This window comes from Vibrio sp. 10N.222.49.C9, from assembly GCF_041474985.1.
In the GTDB taxonomy this organism is placed as follows: Bacteria; Pseudomonadota; Gammaproteobacteria; order Enterobacterales; family Vibrionaceae; genus Vibrio; species Vibrio crassostreae_C.
Genome location: NZ_JBFRVD010000018.1, coordinates 191,515 through 205,622, shown reverse-complemented (window position 1 = coordinate 205,622; position 14,108 = coordinate 191,515). Strand labels below are relative to the sequence as shown.

Annotated in this window: 14 protein-coding genes; 11 read left to right on the top strand and 3 right to left on the bottom strand. The window is 44.8% G+C overall.

Annotation, left to right across the window (positions count from 1 at the left end):
• Positions 1 to 91 precede the first annotated feature (91 nt).
• From rbfA to AB4585_RS07350, 7 genes are all read left to right on the top strand, one after another.
• Complete coding sequence (rbfA, locus tag AB4585_RS07380; RefSeq protein WP_017065964.1) at positions 92 to 505, top strand: 30S ribosome-binding factor RbfA; 414 nt, start codon at positions 92 to 94, stop codon at positions 503 to 505.
• On the top strand, positions 505 to 1,458 hold the full coding sequence (truB, locus tag AB4585_RS07375) for a tRNA pseudouridine(55) synthase TruB (RefSeq protein WP_017059233.1): 954 nt from the start codon (positions 505 to 507) through the stop codon (positions 1,456 to 1,458). Before rbfA ends, truB begins: the two co-directional genes overlap by 1 nt.
• Positions 1,459 to 1,671: 213 nt before the next feature.
• Positions 1,672 to 1,941 carry a 30S ribosomal protein S15 gene (gene rpsO / locus AB4585_RS07370; RefSeq protein ID WP_010436144.1) on the top strand — a complete coding sequence of 90 codons (270 nt, stop codon included), beginning with the start codon at positions 1,672 to 1,674 and terminating at the stop codon, positions 1,939 to 1,941.
• Between the two features lie 378 nt (positions 1,942 to 2,319).
• Entirely contained in the window at positions 2,320 to 4,440 is a 2,121-nt protein-coding gene (gene pnp / locus AB4585_RS07365) for a polyribonucleotide nucleotidyltransferase (protein WP_019819855.1), read from the top strand.
• Between the two features lie 124 nt (positions 4,441 to 4,564).
• Positions 4,565 to 5,488, top strand: coding sequence for a lipoprotein NlpI (gene nlpI, locus AB4585_RS07360; protein WP_048658156.1), 924 nt, complete (start codon positions 4,565 to 4,567; stop codon positions 5,486 to 5,488).
• 140 nt (positions 5,489 to 5,628) lie between these two features.
• Positions 5,629 to 6,036, top strand: a complete 408-nt coding sequence (locus AB4585_RS07355) for a MarR family winged helix-turn-helix transcriptional regulator (RefSeq protein WP_009847536.1) — start codon at positions 5,629 to 5,631, stop codon at positions 6,034 to 6,036.
• An 89-nt stretch (positions 6,037 to 6,125) separates the two neighbouring features.
• Entirely contained in the window at positions 6,126 to 7,463 is a 1,338-nt protein-coding gene (locus AB4585_RS07350) for an MATE family efflux transporter (protein WP_055319586.1), read from the top strand.
• Between the two features lie 86 nt (positions 7,464 to 7,549).
• Here the strand turns inward: AB4585_RS07350 and AB4585_RS07345 are convergent, their stop codons facing one another.
• From AB4585_RS07345 to AB4585_RS07335, 3 genes are all read right to left on the bottom strand, one after another.
• Positions 7,550 to 8,428: a U32 family peptidase gene (locus AB4585_RS07345; protein ID WP_048668750.1), complete on the bottom strand. Its 879-nt coding sequence runs from the start codon at positions 8,426 to 8,428 to the stop codon at positions 7,550 to 7,552.
• Positions 8,429 to 8,446: 18 nt separating this feature from the next.
• Entirely contained in the window at positions 8,447 to 9,460 is a 1,014-nt protein-coding gene (locus tag AB4585_RS07340; RefSeq protein WP_017068227.1) for a peptidase U32 family protein, read from the bottom strand.
• Between the two features lie 164 nt (positions 9,461 to 9,624).
• A complete protein-coding gene (locus AB4585_RS07335) occupies positions 9,625 to 11,664 on the bottom strand; it encodes an EAL domain-containing protein (protein WP_372154984.1) in 2,040 nt (679 codons plus the stop codon).
• Between the two features lie 258 nt (positions 11,665 to 11,922).
• Between AB4585_RS07335 and AB4585_RS07330 the strand changes: the two genes are divergently transcribed.
• The 4 genes from AB4585_RS07330 (at position 11,923) to rimI (ending at position 13,982) form a co-directional block, all read left to right on the top strand.
• A complete protein-coding gene (locus AB4585_RS07330; RefSeq protein ID WP_029235120.1) occupies positions 11,923 to 12,450 on the top strand; it encodes an SCP2 domain-containing protein in 528 nt (175 codons plus the stop codon).
• Complete coding sequence (locus AB4585_RS07325) at positions 12,434 to 12,937, top strand: GNAT family N-acetyltransferase (RefSeq protein ID WP_017063279.1); 504 nt, start codon at positions 12,434 to 12,436, stop codon at positions 12,935 to 12,937. The genes AB4585_RS07330 and AB4585_RS07325 overlap by 17 nt, the downstream gene beginning before the upstream one ends.
• Before the next feature lie 198 nt (positions 12,938 to 13,135).
• Positions 13,136 to 13,534 (top strand): DNA polymerase III subunit psi, encoded by a 399-nt coding sequence (locus AB4585_RS07320; RefSeq protein ID WP_017063280.1) that lies wholly within the window; start codon positions 13,136 to 13,138, stop codon positions 13,532 to 13,534.
• Positions 13,527 to 13,982, top strand: coding sequence for a ribosomal protein S18-alanine N-acetyltransferase (gene rimI, locus AB4585_RS07315; protein ID WP_372154985.1), 456 nt, complete (start codon positions 13,527 to 13,529; stop codon positions 13,980 to 13,982). Before AB4585_RS07320 ends, rimI begins: the two co-directional genes overlap by 8 nt.
• The last annotated feature ends 126 nt before the right edge of the window (positions 13,983 to 14,108 follow it).

Genomic DNA, 14,108 nt, shown 5'->3' with positions numbered 1-14,108 from the left:
ACTAGTAAAGGTAATAAGTAATCGGTTGTTGAATACACCATGGGGGGCTGGTTATTACCAAGCCCCCCATCTTTCTAAGTGAGAAAAGAAAATGTCAAAAGAATTTAGCCGCACACAACGTGTGTCTCAGCAGCTTCAAAAAGAGCTTGCGCTTATCCTACAACGTGAAGTTCGTGACTCACGTATTGGTATGGTAACTATCTCAGACGTAGAAGTGTCTCGTGACCTTGCTTACGCAAAAGTGTTCGTGACTTTCCTATGTGTTGGTGAGCAAACACCGGAATCATGCCTTAAAGCTCTTAAAGAGCATGAAGTGCCAGTTCGTATGGCTCTTGGTAAGCGTATTCGCCACCGTCTAACGCCTGAAGTTCGTTTTACTTACGACAACACACTAGTAGAAGGCATGCGTATGTCTAACCTAGTAAGTGAAGTTCTGAACGACGACAAGCGTAAGCAAGAAGAAGCTGGCCGCACTGACGAAACTCAGTCTAAGGGCGAAGAGTAATGGCTCGCCGTCGTAAAGGTCGCCCTATCAACGGGGTAATTCTATTAGATAAGCCGACTGGCATTTCGTCTAATGATGCACTGCAAAAAGTAAAGCGTATTTACTTTGCAGAGAAGGCAGGGCACACCGGTGCTCTGGATCCTCTTGCGACTGGCATGCTGCCAATTTGTCTTGGTGAAGCAACGAAGTTCTCTCAGTTTCTTCTAGATTCTGATAAGCGCTACGTTGTTATCGCTAAGCTTGGTGAGCGTACCAATACCTCTGACTCTGATGGTGAAGTGGTAGAGACACGTGATGTTAACGTGACTCAAGAACAGCTTGAACGTTGCATTGCGAGCTTCAAGGGTGAAACCGATCAGATACCATCAATGTTTTCGGCATTGAAGTATCAAGGTAAGCCTTTGTACGAATACGCACGTGCAGGTATCGAGGTTCCTCGTGAGTCTCGTAAGATCACTGTGTACTCTATTGAACTGCTTCGCTTTGAAGGTGATGAAGTTGAAATGGAAGTGCATTGTTCGAAAGGCACATACATCCGCACAATTACCGACGACCTTGGTGAAATGCTAGGTTGTGGTGCTCACGTGACCATGCTTCGTCGTACAGGTGTCGCAAAGTACCCATACGAGCGTATGGTGACTTTGGAGCAGTTAAACGAGATCCTAGAGCAAGCACAGGCGCAAGAAATTGCACCGAAAGAGCTGCTTGATCCACTGCTGATGCCAATGGACACTGCCGTTGAAGACTTACCAGAAGTAAACCTGAACGCGGAACTGACTGACCTAGTTCAGCACGGTATGCCAGTTCAGGTTGCTGGTGCGCCAACTGAAGGCACGGTTCGTATGACAAGTGGCGAAGAGAAGCTGTTTGTCGGCGTAGCTCAGATTGCTGAAGATGGCCGAGTTGCACCGAAGCGTTTGGTTGTTTTCAGAGATGAAGAGCCACAAGCGTAGCGCTTACATCGGATCTTAGCGCTGAGTCGTGAAAAGTGAGCAAATAAGATAGAAAGCGAACGCCTAATTTAGGTGGTTCGCTTTTTTCGTTTTTAATGGGTTCGATTGTTATTGCACCAACTGACAAACTTCCCTATAATCCTCGGCTCGCGTAGCGGCTGAATCAGAGATTGGCTGCTACAAATATAAACTTACTCTTATCAGGAGAGAATTATGTCTCTGAATGCAGAAACTAAAGCAGCAATCGTTGCAGAATACGCACAATCTGAAGGCGACACAGGTTCACCAGAAGTACAAGTAGCACTACTTACTGCTTCTATCAACCACCTACAAGGTCACTTCAAAGCGCACAAACACGATCACCACAGCCGTCGTGGTCTACTACGTATGGTTTCTAGCCGTCGTAAGCTTCTTGATTACTTGAAAGGCAAAAACCTTGCTCGTTACCAAGACCTAATCAAGCGTCTAGGCCTACGTCGCTAATAGCGATGTCTGCAAAGACAGTTTGAAGAAAAGGAGCATTTATGCTCCTTTTTTTGTGCCTGTAAGAAAATGCTAGGCTGGATGCTCAGAATATCATCTGGCTTTTTCTGATAGGAAATATATCTCCTAATAAAAATAGTTTATACTACGCCCGCCTATAGCGTTTTCAGCGTTTGGCAATCAACCTCTCAAGAGATTACAGTCACAGATGTCGGCCAATAGGTCGCGACTATTCAAAGGCGGATTTGGTCTTAATTCGGCGTATGAACACATACAAAGAGTCACCATCCTAAGTCCCTTTTCACTAGTCGCGATTGGTAATGTCTTGAGTCATTATTCACTTAATCTAAAGTCTGACTTTAGAGCTAAGGATATACAATGTTTGAAAAACCAGTTGTAAAATCGTTCCAGTACGGTAACCACACCGTTACTCTAGAAACGGGCGTAATTGCACGTCAAGCTACTGCTGCTGTAATGGCGACTATGGACGATACTTCAGTATTCGTTTCTGTTGTTGCTAAGAAAGAAGCAGTTGCAGGTCAAGACTTCTTCCCACTAACAGTAAACTACCAAGAGCGTACATACGCTGCGGGTAAAATCCCTGGTGGTTTCTTCAAGCGTGAAGGTCGTCCATCTGAAGGCGAAACACTAACAGCTCGTCTGATTGACCGTCCAATTCGTCCACTTTTCCCAAGTGCGTTTAAAAACGAAGTTCAAGTTATCGCTACGGTTGTTTCTATCAACCCTGACGTAAACCCAGACATGATCACTATGATCGCAACATCTGCTGCGCTTGCTATCTCTGGTGCTCCATTCAATGGTCCTATCGGTGCTGCACGTGTTGGTCACATCGACGGCGAACTTGTTCTTAACCCATCAAATACTGAGCTTGAAAACTCTAAACTAGACCTAGTTGTGTCTGGTACAGAAGGCGCAGTACTTATGGTTGAATCTGAAGCAGATAACCTATCTGAAGAAGAAATGCTTTCAGCTGTTGTTTACGGTCACGACCAACAGCAAGTTGTAATCAAAGCAATCAACGAGTTTGCTGCTGAAGTTGCAACTCCATCTTGGAACTGGGAAGCACCAGCAGTTAACACTGAGCTTAAAGCTCAAGTTGCTGAACTTGCTGAAACTCGTCTATCTGACGCGTACCAGATCACTGAGAAAATGGCTCGTTACGAGCAAGTTGGCGCAATCAAGAACGACGTTGTTGAAGCTCTAATCGCACAAGACGAAAACCTAGATGAGCGCGAAATCCGCGGCATGCTTGGTTCTCTAGAGAAAAACGTAGTACGTAGCCGCATCATCGCTGGCAACCCACGTATCGATGGCCGTGAAAAAGACATGGTTCGTGCGCTAGACGTACGTACTGGTGTTCTTCCACGTACACACGGTTCTTCTCTATTCACTCGTGGTGAAACTCAAGCACTTGTTACTGCAACGCTTGGCACACAACGTGATGCTCAAATCATCGATAGCCTAATGGGTGAGAAGAAAGACAACTTCCTTCTACACTACAACTTCCCTCCATATTGTGTAGGTGAAACTGGTTTCGTTGGTTCTCCTAAGCGTCGTGAAATTGGTCACGGTAAGCTTGCTAAACGTGGTATCCAAGCAGTAATGCCTTCTGTTGAAGAATTCCCATACACAGTTCGTGTTGTATCGGAAATCACAGAATCTAACGGTTCTTCTTCAATGGCTTCTGTATGTGGTACATCTCTAGCGCTTATGGATGCTGGTGTTCCAATCAAAGCTTCTGTTGCAGGTATCGCAATGGGTCTTGTTAAAGAAGGCGACGATTTCGTTGTTCTTTCTGACATCCTTGGCGACGAAGATCACCTAGGTGACATGGACTTTAAAGTAGCAGGTACTAACGCTGGTATCACTGCACTTCAAATGGACATCAAGATCGAAGGTATCACTAAAGAGATCATGCAAATTGCACTTAACCAAGCGCAAGGTGCACGTAAGCACATCCTTTCTGTAATGGATGAAGCTATCTCTGGTGCTCGTGAAGATATCTCTGAATTCGCTCCACGTATCCACACAATGAAAATCAGCTCTGATAAGATCAAAGATGTTATCGGTAAAGGCGGCGCAGTTATCCGTGCTCTTTGTGAAGAAACGGGTACTACAATCGAAATCGAAGACGATGGCACAATCAAGATTGCTGCTACTGAAGGCGCAGCTGCTAAAGAAGCTATCCGTCGTATCGAAGAGATCACAGCTGAAGTTGAAGTTGGCCGCATTTACCAAGGTAAAGTTGCTCGTCTAGCTGACTTCGGTGCATTCGTTACTATCCTTCCAGGTAAAGATGGTCTAGTACACATCTCTCAAATCGCTGACAAGCGCGTTGAGAAAGTGTCTGACTACCTAACTGAAGGTCAAGAAGTTCCTGTTAAGGTTCTTGAAATTGACCGTCAAGGCCGTGTACGTCTAAGCATGAAAGAAGCAGTTGAAACGCCAGCTGAAGGCGAAGCACCTGCTGCTGAGTAATTCTCAGTGTGTCGATGGTGATATCGCTTTTTAGTGATTTCTAACCTATCGTCAACAAAGCATGTTATAAAGGGGAGCATATCGCTCCCCTTTTTTATTGCGGTCATAACAGGAGTAATTATTTGTGAAATGGTTTCAAACCGCGAGTATGTGTTTACTGCTTGTACTAACAGGTTGTGCGACAACATCAGATAACGCCTCACGTTGGGTTTATCCACCGATGGCAGTGCCACTGCAACCAAGCGTTCAGCAAGAAGTTCAAATTGCACGTCTTAGTCAGTTATTACAGCGCCCAGATTTGAACGATGAAGTTCGAGCTAAGATGCTGTTTGAACGTGGTAACTACTACGACAGTGTTGGCCTGCGTGATCTCGCGCGTCTCGACTTCAACCAATCTCTTTCATTGAACCCAGCTCAACCTGATATCTTCAATCTTTTGGGTGTTTACTTTACGCAGGTAGGGGAGTTTGATGCGGCTTATGAATCTTTTGATTCTACGTTAGAGCTTGATCCTGCAAACTCTTACGCAGAAAGAAACCGTTCTATCGCGCTTTATTATGGCGAACGTTACGACTTAGCTAATGAAGAGATGATGAAGCACTATGCCGATGATCCTAGCGATCCGTTTCGCGCTCTGTGGTTGTACATCATTCAGCATGAGCTAACGCCAGAGCAAGCTAAGCTTGATTTACAAAAACGTTACGAGAGTCGCGATGAGCAGTGGGGCTGGGTATTAGTCGCGATTATGCTTGATGACATTACTGAAGAGCAGGCTTTTAAGGCGATCTTAACCGGTACTCGTGACAACACGTTACTAGCGCAGCGTCTAACAGAGACGTACTTCTACCTTGCTAAGCGTTACCATATGAATGGTGACTACGCGAATGCGATCTCTTTGTACAAGTTGTCAGTCTCTTTCAACGTGTATGAATATGTAGAGCACCGTTACTCTTTCTTAGAGCTAAGCCGTATCTTCACCACGCTTAAAGCCGAGCACTTAGCACAAGTTAAGTTAGCTGAGGCTGAAGAAGAAGCCAGCGCTAAGTAAGCAATACATTTTGACTCCGAGAAGCCGCTGCCTGTCAGCGGTTTTTTTATGATCTTCATCTCGTTTTGATTGCTTTTTATTTAAACAACACTAAAATAGTTAGCCTTGCTAACTAAATGCTATTCTTTGATTGGGTGAGTATGCTAAACCAGAATTTAGAAAAGATTGAGCGTTTTGCTTCAAAGATATGGCGAACTCAGGTAAATGAAGATCCTATTTGCCAATTGAGCTTTAACGAGTATGACTATTTGAAGGTCATTCAATCCTCTCCTGAACCGATCCGATTGACTGATCTTGCAATTGAGATGCAGGTGACCAAGCCTTCAGCAACCACTATGGTTCAGAGACTAGAGAGAAAGGGGCTTGTTGAGCGTAAAGCTTCGCTCGAAGATGCGAGGTCTAAGTTGGTTGTACTGACCAGCAAAGCTGAAGTCGGCTTAGAAGAAGAAAGTAAGATCTATCAGGTCATGGCACAAATACTGGAAAGTCGTTTGTCTGAGCAAGAATCTCAGCAGCTAAACCTATTATTAAATAAAGCTTTGAAGTAAATAATTTAGATATTTAGTTAGCCTTGTTAACTAATTTTTCGAGTCATATCTTGTTGATATGCGACTCACAAATGAAAGTAGAGTAAGAAATGAGTAACTCAATTAGTCGTCAGTTTTGGCGATACACAATCCCTACCGTGGCAGCCATGTTGGTTAATGGCCTGTACCAAGTGGTGGATGGCATTTTCATTGGCCGCTATGTGGGGGCTGATGGACTTGCAGGTATCAATGTTGCGTGGCCTGTGATTGGTTCGATTCTCGGTATTGGTATGTTGGTGGGCGTGGGTACAGGTGCACTGGTCTCGATTCGCCAAGGTGAAAAAGATACTCAAGGCGCTAAGCAGATCTTAGCAACGGGCTTAACCTTGTTGTTAGCGATAACGCCTATTGTCTCCGCATTGCTGTTTTTGTTTGCTGATAACTTCTTGCTTTGGCAGGGCGCTGAAGGGCGAGTGTATGAACTTGGCTTGCAGTACTTACACATTCTGATTGGTGCTAGTGTCTTCACGCTAGGTTCGATCGCGATGCCGTTTCTACTGCGTAACGATGACAGCCCTAATTTAGCGACGATATTGATGATCGTTGGTGCTGTGATTAATATCGTACTCGATTACCTGTTTATCGCTCTGTATGGTTGGGAGTTGATGGGCGCGGCACTAGCAACAGCTATCGCACAATTTGTGGTAACGGGCTTAGGTCTGGCTTACTTCTTTTCACGTCGAGCAAATTTACGCTTACGTTGGAATGAGTTACGACTGAAGCTATCGGTTATCCCACAGATCTTCGCCATTGGTACATCAAGCTTCTTTATGTACGCTTATGGTTCGATGATGGTGGCGCTGCACAATGCGTTGTTCTCCCAATATGGCGACCAGTTGATGATTGGTGCTTACGCGATTTTGGGCTACATCGTGACGGTTTATTATCTCACGGCTGAAGGTATCGCCAATGGCATGCAACCTTTGGTGAGCTACAACCATGGTGCGCGTAACCAAGCGAACATTCGTAAGTTACTTAAGATTGCGATGCTGAGTTCGGTATTGATTGGTGTGGCGTTCGTGCTGCTTCTGAACGCATTCCCACGTGAGTTTGTATCAGTCTTTAACTCGGACGAACCTCAGTTAGTTGAGTACACAGTATTAGGTATTCGACTACACATGTTTGCATTGGCGCTTGATGGTTTCTTAGTGGTAGCGGGCGCTTATTACCAAGCGGTAAACAAGGGCAGCAAGGCGATGTTTGTAACGATAGGCAATATGCTGATCCAGTTACCTTTCTTGTACATTATGCCTAAGTTGTACGGTGTGCCGGGGATCTGGATTGCATATCCACTGTCTAATATCGCGTTGAGCGCGGTGGTAATGGTGATGCTCTACAAAGACGTAAAGAAGCTCGACGCCTCGCCGATGGAAACCGCAACGGCATAGGTCGATTTTCTTGAGACGAACTAAAAAGGTCTAGCATGTGCTAGACCTTTTTAGTTTTGAAAATCGCTTCGTTTTGAAAATAGTATTTAGATGTTTTTGACGTCTAAACCGGCAAGCTGATGCCAGTAACCATTACATTGGCGGCTTTCAATCTTCATCGGGTTTTGACCGCGTTCATTCGCTCTGAAGTTATTAATTTCAGAGAAGGTATCAACGCCGAGTGGGCTTAAGCGAACCACATCAACCAGGTCGTGCATGTTGGGTAAATCATTGACTAGGTTGTAGCAGTAGCCCGATTGGGTCTGGATACCATTAAGGTTGAATACTGATTGGCCTTCTTGGCTTTCTACTTGTAGCCCTGTTGGGTACTTGATACAGCAGGTTTCGCAATCGTCTTTAGCTTTGTTTTCAGCGCGAGCGGTAAAGCAGCGTGCTGAGTAAGCAAGCGGTAGGTAGCCGTGGCTAAATACTTCTACTTCGAACTTATTACGAATATTGATTTCTTCGCACTGGGTCATTACGTTACTTAACCATTCGCGAGAAAGCTCAACCGGCATACACCAACGCGTCATACCTTGTTTCAAGAACAAGTTCAGCGTGCGTGCGTTGTAGGTGTTCACCGCAGGACCAACCACGAAAGGGACTTTGCTTTCGCTGGCCAGTTGAATTGCAGACACGTCGTTTGCTTCAATCGCGAAGTCACCGTTATCGATGTACTTCTTCATGATGTTGACTTCACTTGGCGCTTCGAGCAACGCCATGGTCGACAGTACCACTTGCTTACCTGAAGCAGACAGCTCTTTAGCGATGTCCATCCAGTGTTTTGCTTTCATCTCACGACGCTTTGAACACACGGCTTCACCGAGATATATGATATCAGCAGAGCTTGATTTCGCTTGCTCATAGAAGCTTTCAACGTCTTGTTTTGGCCAAAAATAAAGTAGAGGGCCTAATGCGTATTTCATTGAGTTCTCCATTTGGCTCTATTGCCATTTACGATGATAAGCGCCAAGCGTGGTTTGTGTACCTTCCGATACATTCGCCAGTGTCGCATTCCAAGCTTGTTCTACTTGGTATTGTTCAGGATTTGCTAAGTAGCGGTCGATGGCTGCGCGCCACGTACGAGTAACTTGCTCTACATAAGCAGGGCTACGCTGACGACCTTCAATTTTCACTGAAGCAACATTGGCAGCGAAAAGCTCTGGCAGCATTGATAGCGTGTTTAGGCTGGTTGGTTCTTCAAGTGCGTGATAGCGCTTACGTTCACCATCGATCTCTGCTTCAAAGCGGCCTTTACACAGCGTTGGGTAACCTGCGTTCTCACCTGCTTCATATTTATCGATAAGGATTTCGTTCAAGCGAGATTCGAGGCCTGTTTCTGTTTCTTGCCAGCGAACGTATTTCGCAGGAGAGCAAGCGCCAACCGTATTTGGTGATTCGCCAGTCATGTATGAAGAGAGGTAGCAACGACCTTCTGCCATGATGCACAAACTACCGAAAGCGAATACTTCAAGGTCAACGTCAGAAGTGATATTACGAGAAAGCTGTTTGACCTGATGGATCGATAATACACGCGGCAGTACCACACGCTTAACATTGAAGTTTTTATGGTAGAAGTCGATAGCAGCGGCATTGGTCGCTGATGCTTGTACCGATAGATGCAGTTCTAGATCTGGATATTTGTTTGCTGCGTACTCAAGCACCGCGATGTCTGCGATGATCAGTGCATCGACACCTAGCGCAGCAGCGTTGTCTACGGCATTGGTCCAACGGTCGAAGCCATTTGGGTGAGCAAACGTGTTTAGGGCAACATGAATTTTCTTGTTGTGGTCATGCACATACTGCACAGCACGATCGAGCTTTTTACCCGCAAAGTTTAGGCCTGCAAAGTGTCGGGCATTGGTATCGTCTTTGAATCCGATATAGACAGCATCCGCACCACAATCAATAGCGGTTTTCAAAGCAGGTAAGTTACCCGCTGGGCATAAGAGTTCCATTTGCTCACTACCAGTAGAATTGAGTTGAAGCGAGCATTTTATGAAGAATTGTGAATGACGGAATTGATGTAAGGCAGGTTTAGATGGATAAATCTGCTTTTACTCCGTTTGAGGTACTGACGAGTGACCGTTTTACATGTTGGCTTGGTTTAAATATGAGGTACTTAATTTTTATGGCGGCGGTTTTGGGCAAACAACTCTTCGACATCTTGTTTTGGTTGCGGACGGTAGAAGTGGAAGCCTTGAATCGAACTACAGTTGAGATTAGACAGCAGAGTCGCTTGCTCACTAGTTTCGACACCTTCAGCAACCACAGTTAAATCGAGAGACTTACCCAGGTTGATGATGTTTTCAATTACGGTGATTTGCTTTGGTAGGGTATCGATATCGGAGATGAAAGCACGGTCTATCTTTAGCTCATCAATTGGGAAGCGAGCAAGGTAAGACAGTGAAGAGTAACCAGTACCAAAATCATCGATGGAGAGAGCAAAGCCAAGTTTCTTGATGGCGTTAAGCATTTGAAGTGTGTGTTCACTATCACTCATTACCGCGCTTTCCGTTAGCTCAAACGTAATCGCACTTGGATCAAGCTCGGTCGAACGCAGCAATTTTTCCATATAATCAATCAGCTTTGGGTTACCAAACTGTTCTGGAGATAGGTTGATCGCGACACGACCTGGAAGGATACCTTGCATCTTCCAGCGCTTAACCGTAGCAAACACTTCACGCATTACCACTCGGCCAAGTTGTTCAATAAGTCCAGCTCGCTCTGCCACAGGAATGAACGCAGCAGGACTGATATAACCTTCGACAGGGTGCTTCCAACGTACTAGAGCTTCAGCGCCGTTAATGGTGAAGTCACGGGCATTGACCTTAGGTTGATACCAAACCTCAAGTCCATTTTGTTGCAGCGCCTTTTGTAGCTCTATCTCAAGCCACAGTCGCATGCGCGCTTCTTTGTTCATCTGTTCGTTGAACTTGATCAGGCGGTTGCGACCACGATCTTTGGCTTCATACATTGCTGTGTCTGCATTTTGCAGCAAGATACGAGCATCAGTCCCATCTTGAGGAAAGCTCACGCTACCAATTGAGCAGGCTAAGCGTTTGCTAAAGTGGTGAAGATCGAAGGGTTGGTTGATAAGGGATATGATCTTTTCAGCGAGCATTTCAGGTGTTCGCTGATGTTCAGGTTCTGGCAAGATAATACCAAACTCATCCCCGCCTAAATGCCCAATCACGGCCTTACGAGGCAGTAAGCGTTTAAGGCGCGAAGCGACCTCTTTTATCACCTTGTCACCGATGTGATGACCAAGTGAGTCATTGATATTCTTGAAGTTATCAATGTCTAAGTAGAGCATCACCACCGGCGTATCGTTGTGAATGAACTGCTCAAGACGCTTAGTAAACCCAACTCGGTTGTAGAGCTTGGTCAGTGCATCGATGTAGGCATCTTCACTGTTTGCCGGTGTGTATTGTTTTGCGGTTTCTTGTGCGTCTTGGATAAGCACCAACTGAGTGTTGCTTCCAAGAACAGTGGTGGAGTCGATGTTGAGCTGAACCTTACGTTCAAAGCCGCATCGTGCACCCGTTAAGCAAACCAAACCAGACTCAGAAATAATAGAGCTGAGGTTATTATTGAAGACTGTTTTGGTTTGTTCATCGATAAATAGGCGTCCCAACTCTTCACCAATTAACTCTGTGGTTGAGTTAAAGCCAAGCAAGCGCGCTGCTGCTGGGTTAGATGACAAGATGTAGTCACTTTCAACGAGCAGTAATCCATCTGGAAGTAGTTGAGATAGTTTGTGGAATTTGGCTTCGGATTCTTCTAAAGAACGGACAAGTACTTGGTTTTCTGATGTGTCGAAGGCGTGAAAGACGATGTAGTCGGTTTTGTTGCCATTGGTAAGCGGAGATAGGCTGAAATGAAGGCTGGTATCGAGGTCTGTTTCGTTGAGGGTGACTTCGGCCTCAATCGTTTCGCCACTGAATGCACGCTCATAGTAAGGCTTGAGATGTTGGTAGAACTGTTCGCCCAATGTTTGGCGATCATTCATGCCTGCAAGCTCTGGTTGACTCAAACCAGCAATATCGCAGTAACGCTCATTCACCATAAAATAGTTATGTTGAGCATCAAGTACTGCAAAAAAGAACGGACTATTTGCAGTTAGCTGGGTAAACCAATGTTGTAGTTGTTGGGGAGGCATCAAAGTACTACCAATTCTCCAAGAGCTTGAATATTCACTATCGATAAATATTTATTACTTTTTGTGTGGCTATCGATATTTACCTGTGAGTGCAGCGATCCGCTGTAATTCTCATTACCTGAGTTACTATAACTGTGATTTTCAGGATATTAAAGGTCGAGTATCAAACAGAAGTTAATTTGATACATAACAGTAACTGAGATCTCAACATCATCTATGATGCATTCCATATTATTGACAAAGTTACGGATAAGTCACGTGATAAACAAGATTCGCACTCAACTAGTTCAAAATGCCGCATCAATTTTGCGATCTCCAGTCCAGTTATTGCCTAAAACAGTACAAAAAAGAGCCTTATTGGAGGCGCTTAAGAATGTATTCAAGGAAGCTTTAGAGGACGGTGACTTTGAGTTTTTAGAAGACAAATGGCTGAAAGTCTCAATAAAAGACATGGGGTTAAGTTGGTGTATTAGCTACAAAAATGAGCAACTGGTTGTAGCTGATAAAGAGGTGGTTGAAGATGTAAGCTTTAGCGGCAATCTTAACGATCTTGTGTTGATTGCGGGGCGTAAAGAAGACCCAGATACGCTTTTCTTCCAACGTAGACTGTCTATTGAAGGCGATACCGAGCTCGGTTTAGAAGTTAAAAACTTGATGGATAGCGTAGATTTGGACTTATTGCCGACTCCTATGAAAACTTTGTTAAATCAATTAGCTGATTTTGTGCAGAAGGGAGTACAATCCCCAGATACACAAAGTGAGGTAATGAATGCTTATTCGAACTGAAGCACCGGCAGATATACTTGTCATTGATCGTTTATTGAAATCTGTTTTTGAAACAGATGCAGAAGCTAACTTGGTTATGAGCTTGCGTGAGAATAGCCATTTAACGCTATCGCTGGTGGCTTGTTCTGATGAAGGCGAGGTGGTTGGTCACCTGATGTTTAGCCCTATCACTCTTGATGGCGACGATCATAACTGGCAAGGGCTTGCGCCTCTCGCTGTGAAAGAAGAGTTCCGCAACCAAGGCATTGCCAAATCTCTAGTTGAAGATGCGTTTTCCACTTTGGTTGATTTTGGTTACCCAGCTTGCGTTGTGTTGGGTGACCCTGCTTATTACAGCCGCTTTGGTTTCAAGGCTGCGAGCGAGTTTGGCCTGAGTTGTGTTTGGGATGTGCCTGAAGGTGCTTTCCAAGCGATTGAATTGGTAAACGGTGCGTTTGCTGGACATGCTGGTGAGATTGCTTACAGCCCCGAGTTCAACGACTTATAAGCTGATTTATCACGCAACAAGATACAAACTGATTTAGTCTAAATAAAGGAGCTTGATGCTCCTTTATTTTTTGTTAGTATCAGCCCTGCTCTAATAAGCGCTCTTTCAATAGAGGCAGCTTTCACAAAACTAGTTCTAACAAACTTCTGGTTTCAATAAACTTTGGCTCCAATAAACTTAAGGTTACTACCGCTAGATATGTCACAAACACACGCGCAATACCTACATGAGATGGGCATTAGCCAATGGGAACTAAGTCACCCAGAGCGTTTAGCAGGTTATGAATCTGAATTGACTCCGCTCTCGAGCGATTGCAAGTTACTGTTGGTTTCGCCTGAAAAACCTCAGGAAGATCTCGCCGTGATGTTTGAGCGAGTACTCAAAAGTATCAAGCTCGACTTATCTCAGGCTTTACACCTTCAACCGCAACACTTGTCTACTGTGGATTTAGGTTCGGTTGAGTGGATATGGTTTGCTGGTTGTGAGTCGGCTCAAGAGCTGAAGGCTAAAACACTTCAATCGCCATTACTGTCTGACATTAACGGTAACAACCAACACCGCCGCGACTTATGGCAACAAATTTGTGCTTATGACTAATCAATTTTTACCGACTTCACAACAACACCTAGACGCCATTTGGAAGATAGAGCAGGCCGCGCATTCTTACCCTTGGTCTGAAAATATGATCCGAGATCTTGATAGCCGAGGCGCTTGTCATCATGTCCTTGAAGTTGATGGACAAGTGGTGGGCTATTTCTTCGCGCAAAACATCGTTGGCGAAGTCACATTGCTTAATATCGCGGTAGACCCAAGCCAGCAAGGCAAAGGGTATGGAAAAGCGTTAACGGAACATTTCCTTGATATGTGTGAGCAAGCTGACGCGGAAAGTGCTTGGCTAGAAGTTCGCGAAAGTAATGTGAACGCGTTTAATCTTTACGAAAAGGCAGGCTTCAACGAAGTTGATCGCCGTCGTAACTATTATCCAACTAAACAAGGCAACGAAGATGCCATCATTATGAGCTATCTTTTTATGTCTTTTAGCTAGTCATGTTACGTCTTTTCGCTAACTAGATAGCTAATCACAAAATTAGCCAAAAAATAGGGTGTAAACTGACCCTTTAGAAAGTGATACGCTTTCTGTATAATCCGCACACAGAATTCAAGGGCAAGT